The organism is Microvirga splendida (assembly GCF_016427565.1).
Taxonomy (GTDB): Bacteria; Pseudomonadota; Alphaproteobacteria; order Rhizobiales; family Beijerinckiaceae; genus Microvirga; species Microvirga splendida.
Genome location: NZ_JAELXT010000004.1, coordinates 23889 through 45137 on the forward strand (window position 1 = coordinate 23889; position 21249 = coordinate 45137).

The following is a 21249-nucleotide window of genomic DNA, read 5'->3' on the forward strand; positions in this document are numbered from 1 at the left end:
GCCGGGAATGACCCCCGCTATGCCCCCCAACAACTTCATCCCCACCACCGTCATCCCGGACGGTGCAGCCGATCCGGGATCGCGTGCAGGATAGAGCGCTGATGTCCCTCCCCCCATCCAGATCGGGTGTTCCCGATCTGGACATTCCTCGTGCTCAAGTCGGAAACATCCGACTTGAGTGCGGGGGAGGGTGGCGAGCGGAGCGAGCCGGCAGAGGGGCGTTGATGGCAAGCACGGCCCCTCTCCCGCAGAGGGGAGAGGGCAGGCGGCGCATGTTCTCATTTCGTTCTTGACAATTCTCCTAACCTCGGCTATATCGTTGTGTAGACCTGCCTCTAATGAGGGGCGCGCTCGCGAGGCGTCGCAGTGTGGAGGCAGGCACGGTCCCGTGGTGTTGCCTCGCAAGCGGCATCGACGGGAGGCCCAGGCTGCGTGCCGGTAGTCGGAATCGGTTCAAGGCCCCCGTCGAGCAGACGGACCCCGCCTTGAGCGGTCACCGGGCTGGCACCGCTTGTCCGCCTAAAGAAGCCGTGCGCGAAGAGGCATTCCGGCTCTTCCCAATCACCATCCATCATCGAGCCGGGCTGCCATTCGCGCCACCCTCGATTGCCTCACAGGCTCGCAGCATCAGCTGCGGGCCCACAGGCGCTGGCTCTTTGACATCAGCACCTCCCGTCACGGCCATTCCCTATACAAGTCCGCGCTGACGGCGAGGAATAGTAGAGGAGTGCGTAAGGCCGGGGATGGCGCAGGGATGAACCCTTGCCTGCGCTTGAGAATTGCCGTTTCTGAGGCTAAAGCCCCTCAAAAGGATCGCTGCGCATGGCCGTCTCCGTTACAGCCGCCCTTCTCATCATCGGTGATGAGATCCTCACGGGCCGAACCAAGGACAAGAACATCGGCTACATCGCCGAGTACCTGACCGGGATCGGCGTCGACCTGCGGGAAGTCCGCGTCGTGCCGGACGTGGAGGAGGAGATCGTGGCGGCGGTCAATGCTCTGCGCACCCGCTACACCTATCTCTTCACCACCGGCGGCATTGGGCCAACCCACGACGACATCACCGCGGACTGCATCGCCAAGGCCTTCGAGGTCGGGATCGGCCACGACGGCAGAGCGGTCGCCATGCTGCGGGAGCGCTACACCCCCGAAGAGCTCAACGAGGCCCGGATGCGCATGGCCCGGATTCCCGACGGCGCCAGCCTGATCGAGAACCCGATCTCCAAGGCGCCGGGCTTCCGCATCGGCAACGTGTTCGTCATGGCGGGCGTGCCGTCGATCATGCAGGCCATGCTCGACATCATCGCCCCGACCCTGGAGACCGGCGCGCGCATGATCATCGAGACCATCGAGGCGGAGGGGCTGGCCGAGGGCATCTATGCCGAGGGCCTGAGCCGGATCGCCTCGTCGTTCCCGAGCGTCTCCATCGGGTCCTATCCGTCGTTCTCGACCAGCGGCTTCCGCAACCAGATCGTCGTGCGCGGCAAGGATCCTGAGACTGTTGCTCAGGCGACTGCGGCCATCCGCGATCATCTCGTTCACCTCAAAGGTGACCGGGCGCCCCTTTAAGAGTTCTCTCCTCACACACCAACGAAGAGCCAGCCGATGTCCCCGACCTCTCCCAAAGCCTTCCCCGTCTCCTGGGACCAGTTCCACCGCGATTGCCGCGCGCTCGCCTGGCGCCTGGCCTCGGCCGGTCCCTTCGAGGCGATCGTCTGCATCACCCGCGGCGGCCTCGTGCCCGCCGCCATCGTGGCGCGCGAGCTCGATGTTCGCCTGATCGAGAGCGTGTGCATCGCGAGCTATCACGACTACAAGAACCAGGGCGAGCTGCGGGTGCTCAAGGACATCGCGCCCGCCATCAAGGCTCTGGGCGACGGGACGGGCAAGGGCGTGCTCGTGATCGACGATCTGACCGATACCGGCAAGACCGCCAAGATCGTGCGTGACATGCTCCCCAACGCGCATTTCGCCGCCGTCTATGCCAAGCCGGCCGGACGCCCCCTCATCGACACCTTCGTGACGGAAGTGAGCCAGGACACCTGGATCTACTTCCCCTGGGACATGGGCCTGGCCTACCAGGCGCCCATCCGCGAAGGCTCCGCCGGCTAACCTGTCAGGAGCGCGCCCGTGGCCGAATTCGATATCGCGCGGACGCGCAAAACCCTGTTCGGGGCGCTCCTCGACGCCAGGGATCGCTTCGGCCGCAACAAGGTCGCCCTGGAGGACCTGGAGCGCCAGCCGATCACCTTCGGCCGCCTCGTCCTCGGCTCGCTGGTGCTCGGGCGCAAGCTTGCAGGCCTGACGAAGGAGCGCGAGCCCGTCGGCGTGCTGCTGCCGAACGTGCAGGCCATCGCCGTCACCCTGTTCGGGCTCAACGCCTTCGGGCGCGTGCCGGCCTTTCTGAACTTCACGGCCGGCATCAAGAACCTCAAGGCCGCCTGCGAGGTGGCCGGGATCGGCACCATCGTCACGTCGCGCCGCTTCGTCGAGCAGGGCAAGCTCGACGACATCGTCGAGGCCCTGGGAGAGGGGCGTAGGATCCTGTGGCTCGAGGATGTCCGCACCGAGCTCACCAGCCTCGACAAGCTGCGCGGCCTCGTGGATTCCTGGATCGCGCGGCGCGTCCATGCCGGGGCTAGGGTTCAGCCCGACGATCCGGCCGTGCTGCTCTTCACCTCCGGCTCGGAGGGGGTGCCGAAAGGGGTGGTGCTGTCGAACGCCAACCTCGTGGCCAATGCCTATCAGGTCAAGGCGCTCGCCGGCGACGTGCTGAGGGACGACGATGTCTTCTTCAACCCGCTGCCGATCTTCCATTCTTTCGGCCTCTCCGCAGGGCTCCTGACAGCGGTGCTCAACGGCATGAAGTCGGTGCTCTATCCGAGCCCGCTGCATTACCGGCAGATCCCGAAGCTCGTCGCGGGAACGCGCGCCACGGTGATGCTCGCCACCGATACCTTCCTGCAGGGTTATGCCCGCGCGGCCGGCGAGGACGACCTGGCGAGCGTGCGCTTCGTGATCGCCGGGGCTGAGCGGGTGAAGGACGAGACGCGCCGCCTCTGGGACCAGCACGGCACGGTCATCGTGGAAGGGTACGGGGCCACCGAGTGCGCGCCGGTCATCGCCTGCAACCTTCCCGACGACAACCATCCCGGGACGGTGGGGCATGTCCTGCCCGGCATCGAGTGGCGGCTGGAACCCGTGCAGGGAATCCATGAGGGCGGACGCCTGCACGTGCGCGGTCCGAACGTGATGAAGGGCTATCTCGACCCGTCTGCGCCGGGCGGAATCCGGGCACCGGCCGAGGGCTGGCACGACACCGGCGACATCGTGACGGTCGAGGGTGGAATCGTGACGATCCGGGGTCGGGCGAAGCGCTTTGCCAAGATCGCGGGCGAGATGGTGTCGCTTGCAGCCATCGAGGCGACGGTCCAGTCCCTGTGGCCCGACAGCAGCCATGTGGTGGTGGCGATCCCGGATCCGCGCAAGGGCGAGCAGATCGTCCTCATCACCGACAAGCACGACGCGGATCGAGACGTGCTCCTGGCCCATGCCCAGGAACACGGCTTCCCCGAGCTGTGGGTCCCGCGCTCCATTCTCGTGTCGAGCATTCCCGTTCTCGGCTCCGGAAAGACCGACTATGCCGCTGCGGTCGACCTGGCGACGCGCCTGCAGCCGATGCTCTGAAGCATCGGACCCAAAAGTGGATTTGCACTTTTGGGATCCATCCGATGCTTCCTCTTTGAATAAGAGCATCGTTGAGCGCGGCCCTCCGGGTCGGCACGATGCTCCAGCGGCCCGATGTCCTCTGCGGGCCACCGGCCCTTTCGGTAACAAAGCTCTGCTTGACGCGTTGTCTCAGGCAAAAGTGTTCTCCTGAGGCCGTCCGTGCGACGGGTATGACGATGCGAAAGACAGTCTGTGTGTTGGCGCTTCTGGTCGCCGCCTCGAGCGTTCAGGCTCAGCAGCCGCGGCCGATGACGCCCAGCATGACCTGCAACCAAGCCCGCGGCCTCGTCCTGGCGCGGGGCTCGGTCGTTCTCGGCACCGGCACATACACGTATGACCGCTACGTCAGGGACCAGCGGTTCTGCCTGCGCACCGAGATGATCGAGCCCGCCTTCGTGCCGACCCGGGATACGCCCCAATGCCCTGTCGGATACACCTGCCGTGAGTTCGAGCTGGACTTTTTCGGCGACTGACGGTCCGGTCCGGAGGCCTCTGGAGGGGCCGGTTCGGTTTGTTGAATTTGGGCCACACACTCGGGAATAAGCATGCGCATCCTCCCGGAATGCTTATCTATTGAGCAGGGTGCGCATTGCTTGAGCGGAACTGAAGCGGACCTGTATTGCGTCGGTTTTGAGGCCCGGTACGGTCGAGACTGTAACGGGGCTCGAACCCGGATCTCTCTGGAGACAATCATGAAGCTCGCCAAGAGCCTCTTCCTTGGAACAGTCGCCGGCCTCGCGGCTGTCATGGGGGCACAAGCTGCCGATCTGCCGGTCGTCAAGGCCGCACCGGTCGAATACGTTCGCGTCTGCTCCACCTATGGCGCAGGCTTCTTCTACATCCCGGGCACGGAAACCTGCCTCCGCGTCGGCGGTCGCGTCCGTGCCGAATACGCGTATCTCGAACCCAGGAATCGCGAGGACGATACGATCGGTTTCCTGGCCCGCGGACGCGTCCAGCTCGACGCCCGCACGGCGACCGCCTACGGCCTCCTGCGCGCCTTCGTCCGTATGGAGATGGACCGTCAGTCCGGCCTGTATGGGTCGGGCACCTCGACGAACATCGCCCAGGCTTACATCCAGTTCGGCGGCCTGACCGCCGGTCGCACGACCTCGTTCTTCACCAACGGCGATATCCCGAACGAGAATTGGGGCACGGTTCGCTTCTACGACTTTCCGGACGTGAACCTGCTGGCCTACACTTTCTCCTTCGACAACGGCTTCTCGGCCACCCTGTCGCTGGAAGAGGGCTCCTTCGCGACCACCGCCCTGGCCGACGCGGCAGACCTGGGTGCCGGCCAGAGGCTGCCCGACCTCGTCGGTAACCTGAAGTATACCGGCACCTGGGGTTCGGCTCAGCTCTCCGGCGCCCTGCACCAGGTCCGCAGCAACGTGGTTGTCGGCGGCGATTACCCCGACAGCAAACTCGGCTGGGCCATGTCGGGCATGTTCAACGTGAACCTGCCGATGCTGGGCGAGGGCGACGCCCTGTGGCTTGCCGCCACCTATGCGGACGGCGCCCTCGGCTATCTCGGCTTCGACCCCGATATCTCGGTCGGCATCGCTTCGGGCACGGTCCTGGACGCGTATATCGGCCCCGATGGCGAGATCGAAACCGGTCGTGGCTGGTCGCTCGCCGGCGGTCTGAACCATTATTGGACGCCCACCATCCGGCAGAGCCTGTTCGGCTCCTATGCCCGCGTGGAGTACGGCACCGCCGCTCCGTCCGCCGATTTCACCGAATGGCGCGTCGGCTCCAACGTGATCTGGTCGCCGGTCGCCGGTCTCGATATCGGCGTGGAGGCTCTCTACTCCAACCTCAACCCGCGCGGCATCGTCGGCGCGAATGACGATGATGCCTGGGAAGGCCGCCTGCGCATTCAGCGCGACTTCTGATCGGCCTTCTCCCATCGATCGGAAAGCCCCGGCGCCGCTGCCGGGGCTTTTTCGTTCAGGCCATGACGAAAACGGCGTGGGGCGCTATCTGCCGCCTGAGCGCTCGCACGGGAGGAGTGAAACCATGCCGAAGATCCTTGGCGCCGCCACTGCCGCATTGCTCTCGTTCGGGCTCGGCGGATGCATCGGGACGGCGGGAGTCTCCACCTGGGAGTACCGGTCAGGTCCCGGCTACGAGACCACCCGCATTCAGGAGAGCCGAATCCAGGCGGATCCGGTCCAGGGACTCACCCATGAGGCCTGCACGAGCATGAGCGAAAGGCAGATCGCCGCCTCGGGCCATGTCAGCGGAGGCGGTCTGATCGCGTGCCGCTCCGAGTAGGACGGTGCGCGGAGCCAAGGAACGAACCTGCACCTTGACCGTTGGCATGAGGTCAATTCCATTTGGGAGAGAATACTCATGAACAACATCATCTGGCTTATCGGCGCGATCGTCGTGGTTCTGGCTATCCTGTCGTTCCTCGGTATGCGCTGAAGACGAACGGTGAACCTGCAGGACAGACCTTCGCATTGCATGCGCTGTCCTGCAGTTCTCGCCCGGTGCGACTACCTGTGATGATGCTGCCGAGAGTTGCGGAGGAGCGGCCATTCATTCCAGAAGAACGAACACCGCTGACGCGACGTTCGTCGCGGCCAAGAGGACGAGCAAGACCGGGAACAGCGGAATGCACCGCCGGTGCAGCGCTTCAGCCCCTCCTGCGACTTCAACGTCGCTCCCTGAACAACATTCTCTGAAGGTCATCCCTCGTGCTCCTTGGGCTTCCCTTGCGTTAGGAATGGCAGGATGATCCCAGCGCAGCGGCTCCGACGTGCGGTATCGCACAGGCCTGCGGCTCCAGCTGTCGCTAGAGCATCGTGCGGCCCGCTGGGTCGGTCCCGACGATGCTCTGTTCCAAGAAGGAAGCATCGGATGGATCCCAAAAGTGCAAGTCCACATCTGGGTCCCATGCTTTAGTGGCGCGTCGCACCCTTCTGGATCTGGAGGAGTTGCCCTTCGATCGCCCGCATCCTCGTCATCAGCCGGTCCAGTTCGGAAAGAAGATGCCGTTCATCCTGGCGGGCCTGCTCGACCAGTTCCGCCGAGGAGCCATGACGGATCCGGTGGAGGGCATCGGCCAGCCTGCGGTCGAGAAGCCGCATGTGATGCTCCAGGTCCAAGAACTCCTGGTGAAGCTGGGTCTCCTTGAACACGGTGGGGATCTCACGTGAGAACAGTCGGTTCAAGCTTAAGCTACAGCTTGGAGGACGGTTCCTCTAGGGCAAAAAGACTGTTCAGGAAATTTTCTGTAAGGCCAAGCTGAAACAGACGGCGGTATTCACCGTTCTGTGATGAGGGTATTAGCCCGATCGCGCCTGCGCTCGGGAAAGTTGATTATTCACGGTCCTGTAGAAAGTGCGCTCGAAAGCCCTGCCGCTTCCGATCGCATGATGAGTTCGGACCGTATCGTACCGGCTGTCCGCATCGCGTTTCCGGAGCCGGATTTCTCCCGTCAGACAAAAGAGCCTGAGGATCGTTGCTCCTTGCATAACAGGGCTCAAGGAACTGCAAACCGGAAGAGGAGACGACGTATGGGACAGGGAATAGAGCCTTATCGTGTAGCTTTGATCGTCGAGGATGATTTCGAGGTCAGGGGCTTAGCGGCAGCTCTTCTCGAGGAAACCGATCTGAAGGTCGTCGAAGCGTCCAGCGCGGAGGAGGCTCTGGATTACCTGAACCGACATTCGGAGGAAGTCGCCTTCCTCTTTGCCGATCTCCGGCTTCCCTGTCTCATGAACGGGTTGGACCTTGCGCGGACTGTCCGGCTCAAATGGCCTTGGGTCCGCACAGTGCTGACATCCGGCGGGCCCCTCGACGATGAGGCGGGGGATGTTCCGCGGGACGTCCGTTTCCTGCCGAAGCCTTGGAGAGCCCTTGAGGTTCTGATGGAGGCCGAGAGGGCCGCGTCTCAATCCTATCGCGGGCACTGAAGGCCTTCTGCTTCGATACGTTTCCGCACCGTGTATCGGGCAGGCGTGGAACCTAGGCGCTTGCCGGGAATTGGCGTCTGCAGTTCAAAGAGGATTGACTGATGCCGAACACGTCTATTGCTACAGGATCTTTCCAGTCTCGCAGCGAGGCCAACCAGGCGATCCAGCGCCTTGTCTCGGCCGGCTTCGCCCGCAACAGCATCGAGCTTCATCGCCATGACGACGACGAGGGCTACGACCTGGAGATCCACACCCGACAGGAGAATGTCAGACGGGCCGAGCGCCTGATCCATGATGCCTCCAGGCCGGTCTATGCCATGCGGCAGACCGCATCCGGGGTCGTTCAGACCGCCAAGTCGTATCCCTTCGTTCTGCTCGGGGCCGGAATTCTGGCGGGGTTTCTGATCTATAGCCTCATTCCGAAAGAGTCGGACTCCGAGGGCCACGCTCATCCCCGGAAGCGCCGCAGGCGCTGATACTCGCTGAGAGAGGTGAGGACCGGATCCTGGGCCGATGGTCTCAGTGGTCCTCACCCCTTTCGCGGCGGTGAGCCCTTTCAAGTCTCTCCAGCAATTGCCTGATGCGATCCGGCGCAGGCTCCTTCAGGATGCCCTGGTAATTGTGCTGAAGTTGACGCCCAAGATCCTTCAGCAGTTCGGATTGCCCGGCTGCCGTCAGGCCATTGGAGCCGATGCTCCAACCGGCATTGCCTCCTGCGGCATAAGGGTGGTGCCGCTTTGGCATCGATGACCTCCCTGGGAGTTGCTCGTGGTGATCGAGGAACGGGCGAGGTCCGATTGAGTTGCGGTTAAGTTTCTGACGAATTTGAATTTTTCATCCAGTAAAGTTTCTTGTGTCGGTCTCGGCAGAGATCCTGCACGCTTCATCCCAGCGTCTCACGCCTTCGTAGCGAAGCAGGCGACTGCCGGTCGCATTGGCTTGATCCCCGTCATGCGTCAAAGCTCAGCTTCAAGATTGCTGCGGGGCTGCGGGATGCGTGAAGTTTTGATGATCTATTTGTCCGGCGTGATTCTGCTCCTTGCAGTCTCCACCATGATCAACGACGAGGAGAAGATCGGCCTCGACCACATCCTGATCGCAGGGTTCGGCTGGCCGATTCTGACGCCTCTGCTGGCCCTCAGGGCTTGGCACAGCCGCTAACGGCCTCCAGCGGCTAATGTATAACCGCAATCGGAGGACTCCTGTGACCCCAGAGGGTGCCTAGTTCCGTGAGGGCGGAGAGCGGGGCGCGCAACGGTATCCGATGGGGCATTGGGCCGTATCGGCCGTCGGAACCCATGCTGGGTCCAGAGTTTCCCCGACAGCGCAGGAGCCGTACGATCCGACATAGCGGTCGTAGGTGAGAGGGCCCGTGTTGAGGACAATGCCTCTTTGCGAAGCGACAAGGCTCCGCGCCTGAGCGCATGACATTCTCAAGGTCAGCGGATTGCTCTGCGCCCATGCATCGGCACTTGTCGATGCAATGACCAAGATTGCCGCTACACCCATTCGGCGAGGCGAGAAGAAGCCGGAGAGCATCGTTCGTCTCCAATGGTGCTGATCGACTGCACTCTCGACCATATCGGTCAGCCGGATTGCTTGATGTGCTGGCATGCACATCAGCATCTTTCGATCACACCACCGGCGTTCCCCGGCTCCTGTGGTTTCCGGCTAGATGATCAGGAAGTCCAGAGACGTCAGTCTCAGACCATCGGAGAGCTTTGCGACCGCAACCTGCTCGCTCGCGCCGGTCCCGTCTGCATCGTAGTACAGCATCCCGTCGTCACGATCGTAGATGATGCGATCCGTCGAATCCCGCGCCTGATCACCCGTGCGGAACACTCCCGACTTCAGCCGGCCTTCGCTGCCCAGGGCGGCGAATGCCCGGTTGTTCAGCCAGAAGGTGTCATTGGCGACCGAAAAGTCTCGGATAGTGTCAACGCCTTCGGGGCCAATTGGAACGGCATTATAGACAAAGACATCCCGACCCGAACCGCCTCGGAGGATGTCTGCGCCTGCCTCGCCGTAAAGCCGATCGTTCCCACTTCCGCCGCTGAGATAATCATCTCCGAAGCTACCATAAAGACGGTCATTGCCGCTGTTCCCGTACACAGCATCGTTGCCGGCTCGGCCATCCGCGCGGTCATTTCCGTCGCCGCCATACAGGGCATCATTGCCGTTGCTGGCGTGAAGGCGGTCATTGCCATCCTCTCCGTAGAGGCGATCATTCCCATGGCCACCATAGAGGCGATCATTCCCGACGCCGCCCAAGATCCAGTCCCTATTCGCTGTTCCGAAGAGCGCATCGTCCACGTACATGTATTGGAGCTGGCCGTAGAGAGGAGCATCCGACCGGCTGATCCCGTCCGGGAAGCTTGCGCTCAAGTTCAGGCCGACCGAATGGAGCACCGATGCGACGACCGAGTTGCTGTTCAGGTCTCCTCCGGGAGCTTCGCGAAAGATGTCGATGCTGTAGTCGAGGTCCGCGTTCTCGATGTTGTTGGCATGCCGCACCATTACCTTCCAGACGTCGTCGGCGTCCCTTGTGCCGAGATCGAGGACCTTGCGGTGCCTCTCCTCAGGGGTATCCGAGCCTCTCCGGTCGGGCGAGGTAGCCAGGTTGGCATCCGCCAGCGTCTCAAGATCGCCGTTCGATCCTGCGGTGCCTCGAATGACCTTCTCCGAGACGACACGCCCCTGCTCATCCGTGACCGTCTTGACGAGGTAGAGATGGAAAAAACCGGTGTTCAGCCCTTCAAATTCAACGGGCTTGGCTTCGATGGCAATGACGGTGGGCATGGAACGCTCCTTGAGCAACTCGACGGTCTGGCGCCGCCCAAAGGTCGGCAACATCATCAACTTTGCTGATGGCTCCGGCGTTCCACTCTGCATCAAAAGACCGCTACCTGAGCCTTGCCGCTTCTGAACATCCCATCGGATTCACAAAGCGGGTCTTTTAGCCCAACAGGTAATCGAAGGCCTCGAAGCACGATAGCTTCCTGGAGGCTGAGAATTGTCGAGGGGGTTGGTGCGGACGGCGGGGGTCGAACCCGCACGGGCATAGCCCGAGGGATTTTAAGTCCCTTGCGTCTACCGGTTTCGCCACGTCCGCTTCGGAGAAGAGGGTTATCGGGAGGCGGGCTCGAGCGCAAGTCAAAGCGTGCGCGCCGGTGCCTGCATCACTCCGGGGTGCGGAATCCGTAGAGCCAGTCGTAACGCTTCGTCATGCCCTCGGAGCCCAGGTGGCGCATGACCCTGTCGCGCCCGAACGCGATCAGGGCACCGGCATGGTAGATGCGCCCGTTCGTGCGGGCCTCCTTCTGGACCTGGGCTGCGCGGCCGAGGCGCTGCCTTTCATAGGCCGAGAGGATCTGCGGGATGTCGGACCGGGCCTCGCGCAGCAGAGAGGCGAGGGTCGCCGCCTCCTCGATTGCCATTGCGGCGCCTTGGGCGAGGAAGGGCAGGACGGGGTGCGCGGCATCGCCGAGAAGAGCGATCCGGCCCTTGGCGAGGCGCTCGGCCGGGTGGTCGAACAGGGACCAGCGCAGCCATTCCTGCGGCTGCGCGAGAAGCTCACGCAGGGCAGGGGCGGCAGAGGCATAGCGGGCGAGCAGGTCCTCCCGCCGGCCGGGAGCGGCCCAGCCGTCCACGGGCGCCGGATTCCTTTCGATGGCCACGACATTGACGAGCCTGCCGCCGGCAATGGGGTAATGCACCACATGGCCCTGCGGGCCGAGCCAGAGGCCGGTCTCGTCGCCGGCGAGTTTGGCCGGGGCGGCGCTGCGGTCCAAGGTGGCCCGCCAGGCGATATAGCCACGATAGGTGGGTTGCGTCCCGTCGCCGAGTTGCTGGCGCACCTTCGACCAGACGCCGTCAGCCCCGACGATCAGGTCGGCGGTGATGGTCTCCCGGGCACCGCCGGCGGAGATCCAGGTGAGGGCGGCTTGAGAAGGGTCGCTCTCGACGCTCTCCACTGCCCGACCCATGACAAGGCGGATCGACGGCTCCGAGCGGACGGCATCGAGCAGGATGGTCTGGAGATCGGCCCGGTGCACGACCCAATAGGGCGCCTCGAACCGCTCGCGCATGAAGGCCCCCAGCGCCACCTCGCCAATGGGCTTGCCTGAGCGGATGGCGCGCACCACGACCCGCTCCGGCTCCGTCGCCACACGGCGAAGCGCCGGGCCGAGGCCAAGCCTGATGAGGATGCGGCTGGCATTGGGCGAAAGCTGGAGGCCGGCCCCGACCTCGCTGAAGCCGGTCCGGCGCTCGACGAGCGTGACCGTGTGGCCCTGCCGGGCCAAGGCCAGAGCCGCCGTCAGGCCGCCGATGCCGGCGCCGACGACTGCAATCGATAGTTTGGACACTTAGCGCGAAGCTGCCGAGCCGGCGAAATCGGGCTCCCAGACGCACTGGGCCGGGCGAGCCTCGTCGAACTTCAGCGAGGGGTCGTACTTGAACAGGGTCGAGCAGTAGGAGCAGATCGTCTCCGTATCATAGCCCATGTCGATGAACACATGGGGATGATCGAAGGGCGGCGTCGCGCCGATGCACATGAACTCCTTCGAGCCCACGTGAATGACGGGAACGCCCGGATCGTTGTGGAAGTGGGGAGTGCCTTTGTCAGCCATTGCCGTTGCTCTGAAGCGTTGAAATTTGGCGCACCATAATGGCCGATCGGCCATGCGCCTAGAGCAAATTTCCAAGCGTTGCATCCCGCGCCTCCGGTGCTTAGGTTGCACCGGCTTTCCCTCAGGCTCCAACCCCAGCCGGTCCGATGCGCTATTTCAATTCCAACGGCGTGAGCATCGCCTATGTCGACGTTCCGCCTCACGAGGGGCAGGGCGATCCGATCCTGCTCATCCACGGCTTCGCCTCGAACCATGCGGTGAATTGGGGCAATACGCTCTGGGTGAAGACCCTGACGCGGGCCGGATACCGGGTCGTCGCCTTCGACAACCGGGGGCATGGGCAGAGCGAGAAGCTCTACGATCCCGAGGCCTACAATTCCTACCGCATGGCGGAGGACGGCTGCCGGCTGCTCGACCATCTCGGCATCGAGCGGGCCGACGTGATGGGCTATTCCATGGGGGCGCGGATCACCGCCCATATGGCGCTCACGGCGCCGGAGCGGATGCGCTCCATGCTCCTCGGCGGCTTAGGGATTCATCTCGTCGAAGGCGTCGGCCTGCCGCTCGGCATCGCCGATGCCATGGAGGTGCCTTCTCTCGCCGACCTGACCGACCCCATGCAGCGCATGTTCCGGGCCTTCGCCGAGCAGACCGGGAGCGACCTCAAGGCCCTGGCCGCCTGCATCCGCGGGTCGCGGCAGGTGCTGACGAGAGAAGAGGTCGCCTCCATCACGCTGCCGACCCTGGTGTCGGTCGGCACCAGGGACGACGTGTCGGGCTCGGGGCCGGAACTCGCGAGGCTGATCCCGAACGCCACGGCGCTCGACATTCCGGGGCGCGACCACAATCTCGCCGTGGGCGACAAGGTGCACAAGCAGGGTGTGCTCGACTTCCTGGCGCAGCGTCCGTGACCGCCTAACCTTTGCTTTGAAGGGCTCCTCCCCATATCCCTGCGGCAGGAGTGACCAATGACCCGACTCGATTCCGTGATCCGACGGCTGACGGCCCAGCGCGACCTCTTGAACTGGGCGGCCGGCGAAATCGGCCCGACAGGCCTCGTTCTCGAACTCGGCCTCGGCAACGGTCGAACCTACGATCATCTGCGAACCAAGCTGCCCGGCCGCGAGATCTACGCCTTCGAGCGCTCTCCGGCGGCCCATCCGGATTGCTATCCGCCTGAGGGCTACCTGATCGTCGGCGATATCTTCGAGACCCTGCCGATCTTCATCGAGCGGGTGGGGCAAGGATCGGCGGCGCTGATCCACACCGACATCGGAACCGGCGACGAGGCGGCGAACCGCCAGCTCGCCCTGCGGCTGTCGCCGCTGCTCGATTCTCTGCTCCAGCCGGGAGGGCTGCTGATCGCGGATCGTGCCTTCGAGATGCCCTCCTGCACCGACATCTCATCCCAGACGAGCGTGCCGGAGGGCCGCTACTTCGTGTATCGCCGCAACGCCTGAACCTATCGCCCGGTGAACACCGGCCGGCGCTTCCGCAGAAAGGCCTCGCGACCCTCCACGGCGTCTGCGCTGTCGAAGCACCGATCCGCGAGAGCGAGGGGATCGACATTCGGGTGCCCGACGCCGACCGCATCGTCGATGGCGGCCTTGGCGGCCCTGATCGTCAGGGGAGCGTTCTCCGCGATGCTCTCGGCGAGCGCCTGGATTGCCTGCTCCAGCTCGGCATCGGGAACCAGCCGCTGCACGACCCCCAGCCGATAGGCTTCCTGGGCGCCGATCCGTCGTGCGGTGAAGAACAGGTCCTTGGCCGCGGGAGCGCCCACGGCCGCCGTCACGAGCTTCATGGCGCCCGGAGGATATCCCACCCCGAGCCGTGCTGCCGGGATGCCGAAGATGGCGCTCTCCGAGGCGACCCGCAGGTCGCAGGAGAGGGCGAGGCCAAAGCCGCCGCCGAGGCAGAACCCGCGGATCATGGCGATGACCGGTTTCGAGCAATGGGCGACGGCCCAGAACGCCGCTTCATTGGCCGCCTCGTAGAGCCGTCCGCCCTCGGCATCAGCCCGAACCGTGGCGAATTCTGCGATGTCCGCCCCTGAGGCGAAGGACTCCTGCCCGGCACCTCTTAGGATGACGACCCGGACCTGGGGATCCCGGTCGAGAGCCTCCATGAGAGCCGGGAAGGCTTTCCACATCTCCAGGTCCAGCGCGTTGTGCTTGAGCAGGTTGTCGATGGTCACCGTTGCGATGCCGGCGCTGGAGGACACGGCAAGCTTGGACGACGCCGGCGAAAAAGAGTAGGTCATGGCTCGCTTGGATCTGTGGTAAGGGGCAGGGGCTTCTTATCTAGACCTGAGGCGATTGCGAAGCCGGCAGGAGACGACCATGACACAGACGCGCCTGAAGCCGGGAGCCCCGGATGCCGTGGCCGGAACGGTCGACCCGATCTGGGACCGTCTCCGCTCCGAGGCCGAGGCCATCGTCCAGGCCGAGCCGGCAATGGCCGGCTTCGTTCTGAGTGCCATCCTGCATCAGCCGAGCCTCGAGGCTGCGGTGATTCACCGGGTCGCCTCCCGCCTTGGCCATGCGGCTGTTCCTGCCGACATCATCGAGCAGATTTTTACCGAGGCCGTGGAGAACGACCGCAGCATCGGAACGGCCATGCGGGCCGATATCAGCGCCGTGCTCGACCGGGATCCCGTGGTCACCCGGGCGGTCGAGCCTGTGCTCTACTTCAAGGGCTTCCACGCCATCCAGACACACCGCCTGGCCCATTGGCTGTGGACGAGGGGACGGCAGGATTTCGCCCTCTATCTCCAGAGCCGCTCGTCCGAGGCGTTCCAGACGGACATCCACCCGGCAGCCCGCATCGGCCGGGGTATCTTCCTCGACCACGCCACCGGGCTCGTGGTCGGCGCCACAGCGGTCATCGAGGACAATGTGTCCATGCTCCAGGACGTGACGCTGGGCGGCACCGGCAAGGAGCGGGGCGACCGGCATCCCAAGATCCGCCAGGGCGTTCTCATCGGCGCAGGCGCCAAGATCCTGGGCAACATCGAGGTCGGCCATTGCGCCAGAATCGCCGCCGGGTCTGTCGTGCTCAAGCCTGTGCCCCATAACGCCACGGTGGCGGGCGTTCCCGCCAAGGTCATCGGCACGGCCGGGTGCGCGGAGCCGGCCCGGTCCATGGACCATTGCTTCTCCGAGACGGACGGAATCTGAGGAAGGCTCCCATCCGGGACCCAAGGCGGCTTGCTCGCGTTTGCCCGGCATGGCAAGTGCAGCAACCGTGACAATAAGAAAGGACCTGTAGTGGATAAAACCGAGATGGCTAAAGTCGAGCGCTACCTGCGCCAGACCTTTGCGAACCACTCACTCCGCGTCGTCGGCCGGCCCAAGAAGACCGATTCGGCGGAAGTTTACATCGGTGAGGAATTCGTCGGCGTTCTCTTCGTCGACGACGAGGATGGGGACCGTTCCTTCAACTTCACCATGGCGATCCTCGATACGGACCTCGAGGACTAAACGCTTTTCGCAGCAGGCCTTCCCCGAGGTTCTGCTGCTTTTCGTTCTGGATCACCGATGCCGATCTACAGCCTCGACGATGCTGCTCCGATCCTCCCCGAGTCCGGTCGCTTCTGGATCGCGCCGGACGCTCATGTGATCGGCAAGGTGCGGCTCGGGCGCGATGTGGGAATCTGGTTCGGCGCCGTGCTGCGGGGCGACAACGAACTCATCGATATCGGCGAGGCCACGAATATCCAGGAAGGGGCCTTGCTCCACACGGATATGGGTGCGCCCCTGACCGTCGGCGCGGGCTGCACCATCGGCCACAAGGCGATTCTCCATGGCTGCACAATCGGGGAGAATTCCCTGATCGGCATGGGCGCCACCGTGCTCAACCATGTGCGCATCGGCGCGAACTGCCTCGTGGGGGCGAATGCGCTCGTCACCGAGGGCAAGGAGTTTCCGGACAACTCCCTGATCGTCGGCGCTCCGGCCAAGGCCATCCGGGTGCTCGATGCAGAGGCCGTCGAGCGGCTTCGGCTGTCGGCCAGGAGCTACGTGGAGAACTGGCAGCGTTTCGCTAAAAAAATGAGGCGGATCGACTGATCCGCCCCAAGTCTTCTGACATCGATTGGGAAATGGAAAAAGCCGGCGTCTGAAAGCGCCGGCTTTGAGTTTTTTACCGGTTCGCGGTGGTGGTCGGTGACGACACGATGCCGCCCAGGGAGACCCAGCCGACCGCGTCCTGGCTCTCGCGCTTGATGTAGACATAGCCCGTGCGGTGCCAGGGAAGGACCGAGGAGGTCTTGTTGTCGAGGACGAAGTCGCCCCGGTTGGTGCGGACCATCAGCACCGCGTGACCTTCGCCGAGCTCGTCGATCACGACCGTCATGCGCATGGCGCGGCGGGGCAGGCCGGCCTCCACGAGAAGGCGGCGCTTCAGGAGCTGGAAGTCCTCGCAATCGCCCTTACCGTCATCGGGGAAGCCCCAGGTGTCGACCACGCCGAAGTGATCCGCGTCCGTCACGGCCTTGATGCCGGAATTCACGCGCTGGTTGACCGACACGATCGTCTTCCAAGTCTGAGGCGTCAGATCGATCCTGTCGGCCTCCGTCACGTCGACGGTGCACTCGGACTGGAACTTCTCGCAGAACTGTGACCAGCCGAGGATGGGCTTGGCCATGCCGACGCTCGAAATCGGGACGCTGCTCACGGGCAGTGACGCCAGGGTTTGGGCCTGAGCGGCAGCGCCGGAAAAGAGGAGAGAGAAACCCAGGAGAACTGTTTTGATGAACTTGCCGGAAAACGCCGACTTCTCATTCGCGCCACAGAAAAGGCCGTTCTTGAAATAATCCTGCCGCATGCCCCACCAGCCGGTTAATGTTCTTTTAACCAAACTGACATGGTTGCATTTTAGGCTCAAGCGGAAAGTAAAAGGTGAGTTAACGCGTCGCGCTTCAGCCGGTTCCGTTATGGTTAACAAAAATCTTTAACGGTCACGCGCCAGGAAGGCCGGACTTCCTCTCCGTTAAGCTTGGCCATAGCTAAGTTGTTGGATTTTCTCGACCGAGCGACCAAATAGGGGTTAGGTCGCACCAGCCTTTCATCATGCCCGCCCGGATTGCCCGGCTGGCTGTCTCATACAAAAGCATTGCATGTCGCCGAACCCCACCCGCGCCCGTGAGCCGATCCTCAACCTTCCGGCCGTCATCACATTGTGCCTTCTGGCGCTGATCGGCATCCACGCCGCGCGGCTGCTGCTGTCCGAAGAATCGGATTTCATGCTGATCATCGACTGGTCGGTGATTCCGGCCCGCTGGTCGGTGGCCTTCGGGAGCCTTCAGGTCGAGGACGTCATGCGCGCTCTGCGCGAAGGCGTGCCGGAAGACACGATCACCCCCCTGATGGCTCTGGCCCAGTACGTTCTGGAGGGGCAGGAGGGACGGCCCTGGACGGCTTTGTCCTACGCCTTCCTCCATGGGTCCTGGGCGCATGTGCTGATCAACAGTGTCTGGCTGGCGGCCTTCGGGACGCCCATCGTCCGCCGCTGCGGCGCCGGACGGTTCTTCGTTCTGTCAGCGGCTGCGGCGGTGGCCGGAGCTATTGTCTATGCTGCCATGAACCCCTTGCAGGTCTTGCCGATGATCGGGGCATCCGGAGCCGTGTCGGGCCTGATGGCGGCGGCATCCTGGTTCATGTTCGCCCCCGCCTCATGGCACTGGGAGGGGCGCCTGACGCAGCCTCATGAGCGGCCTCGTGAAACCCTGGCGCACATGGTCCGCAACCGGCAGGTCCTGATCTTCCTCGGGATCTGGTTCGCCGCCAACTATGTGTTCGCCTTCGTCCAGCCTCTGGGGCTCACGGATGCGAGCATCGCCTGGGAAGCGCATCTCGGCGGCTTCTTCGCAGGTCTTCTCCTTTTCCCTCTGGTCGACCCGCTTCCTGCGCGAGCCAAGCGGATCTCGGCTTGAAACCGACACGGTTTCCACCGATCATTCCTTCTCTGACGTAGGGTGATCGCCCAAAGTCATGGGGGTGAGCCCGACTTCAGCCTGCGGATGCGAAGGCTGACGGTCCTTCGCCGTTCGCGCAACGGGAGGGAATCAATGATCGTCAATCGCATTCTTTCGCTCAAAGGTCGCGACGTCGCGACCATCGAACCCAGCCGGACCTTGAGCGAAGCGGCCAGGGTTCTCGCCGAGCGCAGGATAGGTGCCCTTCTCATCGTCGACGGTCAGAGGCCGGTCTCAGGCATCATCTCCGAGCGGGACATCGTCCGGGCGGTCGCCACCCATGGCGCAAAGGCCCTGGAGGAGCCCGTCTCCCGCTTCATGACGGAGAAGGTGCTGACCTGCACCGGGGAGACCTCCATTCCGGATGTGATGGAACTGATGACCCAGCAGAAGTTCCGGCACGTCCCTGTGGTCGAGGGCGGGCGCCTCGTGGGCATCGTCTCCATCGGAGACGTGGTGAAGGAGCGTCTCGAGGAGGTCGAGGCGGAGGCGACGGCGATCAAGGAATATATCGCGACCGCCTAGAGCATCGGACCCAAAAGTGGACTTGCACTTTTGGGGCTTATCCGATGCTCCTTCTTAGAAGAGCGCATCGTGTGGACCGGACCCAGCGGGCCGCGCTAGCGAAAACCGGGACCACTTTTCCGCACGATGCGCTACCGCGGCTGCGATTCCTGCAGCAGTTCGAGAATGTCCGGCAGGGCGCGTTCCGTGGCCTGCCGGCCCAGGGTGATGCATTCCTGGGCCCTGTGGAATTCGAACAGTCCCATCTTGGCGAGTTTCGGCGCGACCATGATATCCGGCGGGTCGCCGGCCAGCCGCGAGCGGGCGATGCGATCCTGGGTGATGTTGAAGGCGTCCACCATCACGGTCGCCATGCCCGGCGCATTGGGCTTGCTCTGCTTCTCTCCGCGGCTGCCCGGAAAAATGCCCCAGCGCCGCGGGGCTTCGTCGATCACCTGCTCGATTTCCTGCTCGTCGCTTGTTCCGGCATCGTAAGACTGGATCACCGTGCCGCGCACGCGCACCTCGCCGTTGAGGTTCACGCAGATCACGATGTCAGCCCCCAGGGCGCGGGCGGCCGTGATCGGAATAGGATTGACCAGCGCGCCGTCCATGAGCCAGCGCCCGCCGATCAGGACAGGGTCGAACACGCCGGGAAGGGCGTAGGAGGCGCGCATGGCCTGAACCAAGGGGCCGCGCGTCAGCCAGATCTCGTGGCCGCTCACCAGCTCGGTCGCGATGGTGCAGAATTTGACCGGCAGCGTCTCGACGCGGCGATCCGTCAGGTCCCGGTCGAGGAGGCTCTGCAGGCGGCCGCCGGCGATGAGGCCCGCGCCGCTGAAGTGGAAATCGAGGAGGCCCATGACGCGACGCTTGGTCAGGGAGAGGGCGAAGGCCTCCAGTTCGTCGAGCTTGCCGGCCGCATAGCAGCCGCCGACGACGGCGCCGATCGAGCAGCCGGCGATCACGTCCGGCACGATTCCGGCCTCTTCAAGGACCCGCAGGACGCCGATATGGGACCAGCCGCGTGCCGCGCCTCCGCCGAGCGCCAGGCCGATCCGGGTCTTGCCCCGAACCTCCCGTTCGGCAGGCACCTTGATCTCCGCCACTCCGCCGCCACCCCCCGAACCGGCGCTGCGCCGGGCAATCCCGTCCCACAACATTGATCGACTCCAAGGCATGCTGTCCATTCATGCCGGTCCCACATGAAACCCGCATGAACATGCCCTCATGTTTCAACTAGGACTGGTTCAGGAAAACTGAACAGTGGGACGCTGAAGAGCCCGCTGCGACATTATGATGATGATGAAGGCGAAGGCGATCAGCAGGCCGAGCATGGCCCGCAGGCTGAGGAGTTCCCCGCCGAAGCCGATCAGCGGCGGCCCGAGCAGCAATCCGCCGTAACCGAACGTCGCCACCATGGCGACTCCCATGCTCGGCGGAATGCCCTTCATCTGACCGGCTGTGCTGAAAAGAACCGGCACCGTGTTGGCGAGGCCGATACCCACCAGGGCGAAGCCGATGGACGCGGCCAGGGGCGAGGGCAGGATCATCGCCAGGGCGAGTCCGAGGGCCGAGAGCAGGCCTCCGACCTGCAGGGTACGGACCCGGCCGAGATGGCGCACGACGAAATCCCCCATGAACCGGCAGATCGTCATGCTGAGCGAGAAGGCTGCAAAGCCAGAAACGGCCGCCTCCAGGCTCGCGCCGGCCACCGTCTGAAGGTAGATCGCCGACCAGTCGACGACGGCGCCCTCGACGATGAAGCAGAACATGGCGAGCACCGCGAGGAGAATGACCGGACCGCGAGGCCAGGCGAAGCCATGCCCGTCGGACGCCTTCTCCGTCTCGTTCATAGTCCAGAAACCCGTCACGAGGAACAGCAACGCCATGGCGCCGCAGCAGATCAGCAGGGTCGGGACGATCCCGACGTCGAACCGGATGAGGAGACCGGACGCCGCTGCTCCCGCCAGGCCGCCGAGGCTGAAGAAGGCGTGGAAGGATGACATGATCGCCGAGCCCCAGGTCCTCTCCACCACGGTGGCGTTGGTGTTCATGGCGATGTCCATGGTGCCGTTGCAGGCTCCCGCCACAAGGGAGGCGGCGACGAAGAGCGGCAGGCTCGGCGCAAGGCCCGGCAGGAGCAGGGCGGCCGCGAAGGAGAAGGCCGCCACCAGGGTCATCGCCCGGCTGCCGACAACCGCGACGGCCCAGCCGATCACCGGCATCAGCGCCACGGCCCCAAGGGAGAAGGCCAAGAGCCCGAGGCTGAGCTGCCCGTCGGACAGGCCGAGAGACACCTTGAACCGGGGAAGCTGCGCCGCCCAGGTGCCAATGCCGAAGCCGTTGCCGAAGAAGATGGCGCTGGCCGCCACCCGCGCGAGGAGAAGGTCACGTCGTGTCATGCGGCGTCCCTATCGCGTATGCCGGGAATCTGCACTCGTTTCATGGAGGAGGGCAGCCCCGCATTTCGCGAGGGCTGGCG

25 protein-coding genes and 1 tRNA gene are annotated in these 21249 nt (G+C 64.0%); 16 read left to right on the forward strand and 10 right to left on the reverse strand.

Annotation, left to right across the window (positions count from 1 at the left end; translation table 11 throughout):
* Positions 1-822: 822 nt before the first annotated feature.
* The 6 genes from JAO75_RS05685 to JAO75_RS05710 all read left to right on the forward strand — a co-directional run bounded on the left by JAO75_RS05685 (position 823) and on the right by JAO75_RS05710 (position 6006).
* Entirely contained in the window at positions 823-1569 is a 747-nt protein-coding gene (locus tag JAO75_RS05685; RefSeq protein WP_199047431.1) for a competence/damage-inducible protein A, read from the forward strand.
* 36 nt (positions 1570-1605) lie between these two features.
* Positions 1606-2112, forward strand: coding sequence for a xanthine phosphoribosyltransferase (gpt, locus tag JAO75_RS05690; protein ID WP_036347378.1), 507 nt, complete (start codon positions 1606-1608; stop codon positions 2110-2112).
* Positions 2113-2130: 18 nt separating this feature from the next.
* Positions 2131-3687, forward strand: a complete 1557-nt coding sequence (locus JAO75_RS05695) for an AMP-binding protein (RefSeq protein ID WP_199047433.1) — start codon at positions 2131-2133, stop codon at positions 3685-3687.
* 236 nt (positions 3688-3923) lie between these two features.
* A complete protein-coding gene (locus JAO75_RS05700) occupies positions 3924-4202 on the forward strand; it encodes a hypothetical protein (RefSeq protein ID WP_343234560.1) in 279 nt (92 codons plus the stop codon).
* Between the two features lie 219 nt (positions 4203-4421).
* Positions 4422-5624: a porin gene (locus JAO75_RS05705; protein WP_199047437.1), complete on the forward strand. Its 1203-nt coding sequence runs from the start codon at positions 4422-4424 to the stop codon at positions 5622-5624.
* Positions 5625-5748: 124 nt separating this feature from the next.
* Positions 5749-6006: a hypothetical protein gene (locus tag JAO75_RS05710; RefSeq protein ID WP_199047439.1), complete on the forward strand. Its 258-nt coding sequence runs from the start codon at positions 5749-5751 to the stop codon at positions 6004-6006.
* A 629-nt stretch (positions 6007-6635) separates the two neighbouring features.
* Here JAO75_RS05710 and JAO75_RS05715 read toward each other — a convergent pair.
* A complete protein-coding gene (locus JAO75_RS05715) occupies positions 6636-6824 on the reverse strand; it encodes a hypothetical protein (RefSeq protein ID WP_199047441.1) in 189 nt (62 codons plus the stop codon).
* Between the two features lie 285 nt (positions 6825-7109).
* Between JAO75_RS05715 and JAO75_RS05720 the strand changes: the two genes are divergently transcribed.
* Together JAO75_RS05720 and JAO75_RS05725 are read left to right on the forward strand one after the other, a co-directional pair.
* On the forward strand, positions 7110-7652 hold the full coding sequence (locus JAO75_RS05720) for a response regulator (protein WP_246742384.1): 543 nt from the start codon (positions 7110-7112) through the stop codon (positions 7650-7652).
* 101 nt (positions 7653-7753) lie between these two features.
* Complete coding sequence (locus tag JAO75_RS05725) at positions 7754-8128, forward strand: hypothetical protein (RefSeq protein WP_199047443.1); 375 nt, start codon at positions 7754-7756, stop codon at positions 8126-8128.
* Positions 8129-8171: 43 nt separating this feature from the next.
* On the opposite strand, the gene JAO75_RS05730 is transcribed toward JAO75_RS05725, so the two are convergent.
* Entirely contained in the window at positions 8172-8396 is a 225-nt protein-coding gene (locus JAO75_RS05730; RefSeq protein ID WP_199047445.1) for a NepR family anti-sigma factor, read from the reverse strand.
* 264 nt (positions 8397-8660) lie between these two features.
* Here JAO75_RS05730 and JAO75_RS05735 point away from each other — a divergent pair, with 264 nt between their 5' ends.
* Entirely contained in the window at positions 8661-8813 is a 153-nt protein-coding gene (locus JAO75_RS05735; protein ID WP_199047447.1) for a hypothetical protein, read from the forward strand.
* Between the two features lie 510 nt (positions 8814-9323).
* Here JAO75_RS05735 and JAO75_RS05740 read toward each other — a convergent pair.
* From JAO75_RS05740 to JAO75_RS05755, 4 genes are all read right to left on the reverse strand, one after another.
* Positions 9324-10451, reverse strand: coding sequence for a calcium-binding protein (locus JAO75_RS05740; protein WP_199047449.1), 1128 nt, complete (start codon positions 10449-10451; stop codon positions 9324-9326).
* Positions 10452-10678: 227 nt separating this feature from the next.
* Positions 10679-10764, reverse strand: a tRNA-Leu gene (locus tag JAO75_RS05745).
* Positions 10765-10831: 67 nt separating this feature from the next.
* A complete protein-coding gene (locus tag JAO75_RS05750; RefSeq protein ID WP_199047451.1) occupies positions 10832-12019 on the reverse strand; it encodes an FAD-dependent oxidoreductase in 1188 nt (395 codons plus the stop codon).
* Entirely contained in the window at positions 12020-12283 is a 264-nt protein-coding gene (locus tag JAO75_RS05755) for a zinc-finger domain-containing protein (RefSeq protein ID WP_199047453.1), read from the reverse strand. It abuts the gene before it with no gap.
* Between the two features lie 146 nt (positions 12284-12429).
* On the opposite strand from JAO75_RS05755, the gene JAO75_RS05760 reads away from it, so the two are divergent.
* Together JAO75_RS05760 and JAO75_RS05765 are read left to right on the forward strand one after the other, a co-directional pair.
* Positions 12430-13194 carry an alpha/beta fold hydrolase gene (locus JAO75_RS05760; RefSeq protein WP_199047455.1) on the forward strand — a complete coding sequence of 255 codons (765 nt, stop codon included), beginning with the start codon at positions 12430-12432 and terminating at the stop codon, positions 13192-13194.
* 57 nt (positions 13195-13251) lie between these two features.
* Positions 13252-13743 carry a class I SAM-dependent methyltransferase gene (locus JAO75_RS05765; protein WP_199047457.1) on the forward strand — a complete coding sequence of 164 codons (492 nt, stop codon included), beginning with the start codon at positions 13252-13254 and terminating at the stop codon, positions 13741-13743.
* Positions 13744-13745: 2 nt separating this feature from the next.
* Here the strand turns inward: JAO75_RS05765 and JAO75_RS05770 are convergent, their stop codons facing one another.
* Complete coding sequence (locus JAO75_RS05770) at positions 13746-14546, reverse strand: enoyl-CoA hydratase (RefSeq protein ID WP_199047459.1); 801 nt, start codon at positions 14544-14546, stop codon at positions 13746-13748.
* Positions 14547-14625: 79 nt separating this feature from the next.
* On the opposite strand from JAO75_RS05770, the gene cysE reads away from it, so the two are divergent.
* The 3 genes from cysE to JAO75_RS05785 all read left to right on the forward strand — a co-directional run bounded on the left by cysE (position 14626) and on the right by JAO75_RS05785 (position 16353).
* A complete protein-coding gene (cysE, locus tag JAO75_RS05775; RefSeq protein WP_199047461.1) occupies positions 14626-15462 on the forward strand; it encodes a serine O-acetyltransferase in 837 nt (278 codons plus the stop codon).
* Between the two features lie 90 nt (positions 15463-15552).
* Positions 15553-15765 carry a DUF3126 family protein gene (locus tag JAO75_RS05780; protein WP_199047462.1) on the forward strand — a complete coding sequence of 71 codons (213 nt, stop codon included), beginning with the start codon at positions 15553-15555 and terminating at the stop codon, positions 15763-15765.
* 57 nt (positions 15766-15822) lie between these two features.
* On the forward strand, positions 15823-16353 hold the full coding sequence (locus JAO75_RS05785; protein ID WP_199047463.1) for a gamma carbonic anhydrase family protein: 531 nt from the start codon (positions 15823-15825) through the stop codon (positions 16351-16353).
* A gap of 73 nt (positions 16354-16426) precedes the next feature.
* On the opposite strand, the gene JAO75_RS05790 is transcribed toward JAO75_RS05785, so the two are convergent.
* Positions 16427-17110: a transglutaminase-like cysteine peptidase gene (locus tag JAO75_RS05790; RefSeq protein ID WP_199047464.1), complete on the reverse strand. Its 684-nt coding sequence runs from the start codon at positions 17108-17110 to the stop codon at positions 16427-16429.
* Positions 17111-17402: 292 nt separating this feature from the next.
* Between JAO75_RS05790 and JAO75_RS05795 the strand changes: the two genes are divergently transcribed.
* Complete coding sequence (locus JAO75_RS05795; RefSeq protein WP_199047465.1) at positions 17403-18218, forward strand: rhomboid family intramembrane serine protease; 816 nt, start codon at positions 17403-17405, stop codon at positions 18216-18218.
* A 135-nt stretch (positions 18219-18353) separates the two neighbouring features.
* Positions 18354-18785 carry a CBS domain-containing protein gene (locus JAO75_RS05800; protein ID WP_199047466.1) on the forward strand — a complete coding sequence of 144 codons (432 nt, stop codon included), beginning with the start codon at positions 18354-18356 and terminating at the stop codon, positions 18783-18785.
* A gap of 131 nt (positions 18786-18916) precedes the next feature.
* Here the strand turns inward: JAO75_RS05800 and JAO75_RS05805 are convergent, their stop codons facing one another.
* Both JAO75_RS05805 and JAO75_RS05810 read right to left on the reverse strand, forming a co-directional pair.
* A complete protein-coding gene (locus tag JAO75_RS05805; RefSeq protein ID WP_199047467.1) occupies positions 18917-19927 on the reverse strand; it encodes a patatin-like phospholipase family protein in 1011 nt (336 codons plus the stop codon).
* Between the two features lie 87 nt (positions 19928-20014).
* Complete coding sequence (locus JAO75_RS05810; protein WP_199047468.1) at positions 20015-21169, reverse strand: MFS transporter; 1155 nt, start codon at positions 21167-21169, stop codon at positions 20015-20017.
* Positions 21170-21249: the final 80 nt, after the last annotated feature.

Excerpts from the sequence above, each read along its gene's own strand:
- JAO75_RS05685 (WP_199047431.1), top strand. The coding sequence starts at position 823 with ATGGCCGTCTCCGTTACAGCCGCCCTTCTCATCATCGGTGATGAGATC.
- gpt (WP_036347378.1), top strand. The coding sequence starts at position 1,606 with ATGTCCCCGACCTCTCCCAAAGCCTTCCCCGTCTCCTGGGACCAGTTC.
- JAO75_RS05705 (WP_199047437.1), top strand. The coding sequence starts at position 4,422 with ATGAAGCTCGCCAAGAGCCTCTTCCTTGGAACAGTCGCCGGCCTCGCG.
- JAO75_RS05710 (WP_199047439.1), top strand. The coding sequence starts at position 5,749 with ATGCCGAAGATCCTTGGCGCCGCCACTGCCGCATTGCTCTCGTTCGGG.
- JAO75_RS05715 (WP_199047441.1), bottom strand. The coding sequence starts at position 6,824 with ATGCGGCTTCTCGACCGCAGGCTGGCCGATGCCCTCCACCGGATCCGT.
- JAO75_RS05720 (WP_246742384.1), top strand. The coding sequence starts at position 7,110 with ATGATGAGTTCGGACCGTATCGTACCGGCTGTCCGCATCGCGTTTCCG.
- JAO75_RS05725 (WP_199047443.1), top strand. The coding sequence starts at position 7,754 with ATGCCGAACACGTCTATTGCTACAGGATCTTTCCAGTCTCGCAGCGAG.
- JAO75_RS05730 (WP_199047445.1), bottom strand. The coding sequence starts at position 8,396 with ATGCCAAAGCGGCACCACCCTTATGCCGCAGGAGGCAATGCCGGTTGG.
- JAO75_RS05735 (WP_199047447.1), top strand. The coding sequence starts at position 8,661 with ATGATCTATTTGTCCGGCGTGATTCTGCTCCTTGCAGTCTCCACCATG.
- JAO75_RS05740 (WP_199047449.1), bottom strand. The coding sequence starts at position 10,451 with ATGCCCACCGTCATTGCCATCGAAGCCAAGCCCGTTGAATTTGAAGGG.
- JAO75_RS05755 (WP_199047453.1), bottom strand. The coding sequence starts at position 12,283 with ATGGCTGACAAAGGCACTCCCCACTTCCACAACGATCCGGGCGTTCCC.
- JAO75_RS05760 (WP_199047455.1), top strand. The coding sequence starts at position 12,430 with ATGCGCTATTTCAATTCCAACGGCGTGAGCATCGCCTATGTCGACGTT.
- JAO75_RS05765 (WP_199047457.1), top strand. The coding sequence starts at position 13,252 with ATGACCCGACTCGATTCCGTGATCCGACGGCTGACGGCCCAGCGCGAC.
- JAO75_RS05770 (WP_199047459.1), bottom strand. The coding sequence starts at position 14,546 with ATGACCTACTCTTTTTCGCCGGCGTCGTCCAAGCTTGCCGTGTCCTCC.
- cysE (WP_199047461.1), top strand. The coding sequence starts at position 14,626 with ATGACACAGACGCGCCTGAAGCCGGGAGCCCCGGATGCCGTGGCCGGA.
- JAO75_RS05785 (WP_199047463.1), top strand. The coding sequence starts at position 15,823 with ATGCCGATCTACAGCCTCGACGATGCTGCTCCGATCCTCCCCGAGTCC.
- JAO75_RS05790 (WP_199047464.1), bottom strand. The coding sequence starts at position 17,110 with ATGCGGCAGGATTATTTCAAGAACGGCCTTTTCTGTGGCGCGAATGAG.
- JAO75_RS05795 (WP_199047465.1), top strand. The coding sequence starts at position 17,403 with ATGTCGCCGAACCCCACCCGCGCCCGTGAGCCGATCCTCAACCTTCCG.
- JAO75_RS05800 (WP_199047466.1), top strand. The coding sequence starts at position 18,354 with ATGATCGTCAATCGCATTCTTTCGCTCAAAGGTCGCGACGTCGCGACC.
- JAO75_RS05805 (WP_199047467.1), bottom strand. The coding sequence starts at position 19,927 with ATGTTGTGGGACGGGATTGCCCGGCGCAGCGCCGGTTCGGGGGGTGGC.
- JAO75_RS05810 (WP_199047468.1), bottom strand. The coding sequence starts at position 21,169 with ATGACACGACGTGACCTTCTCCTCGCGCGGGTGGCGGCCAGCGCCATC.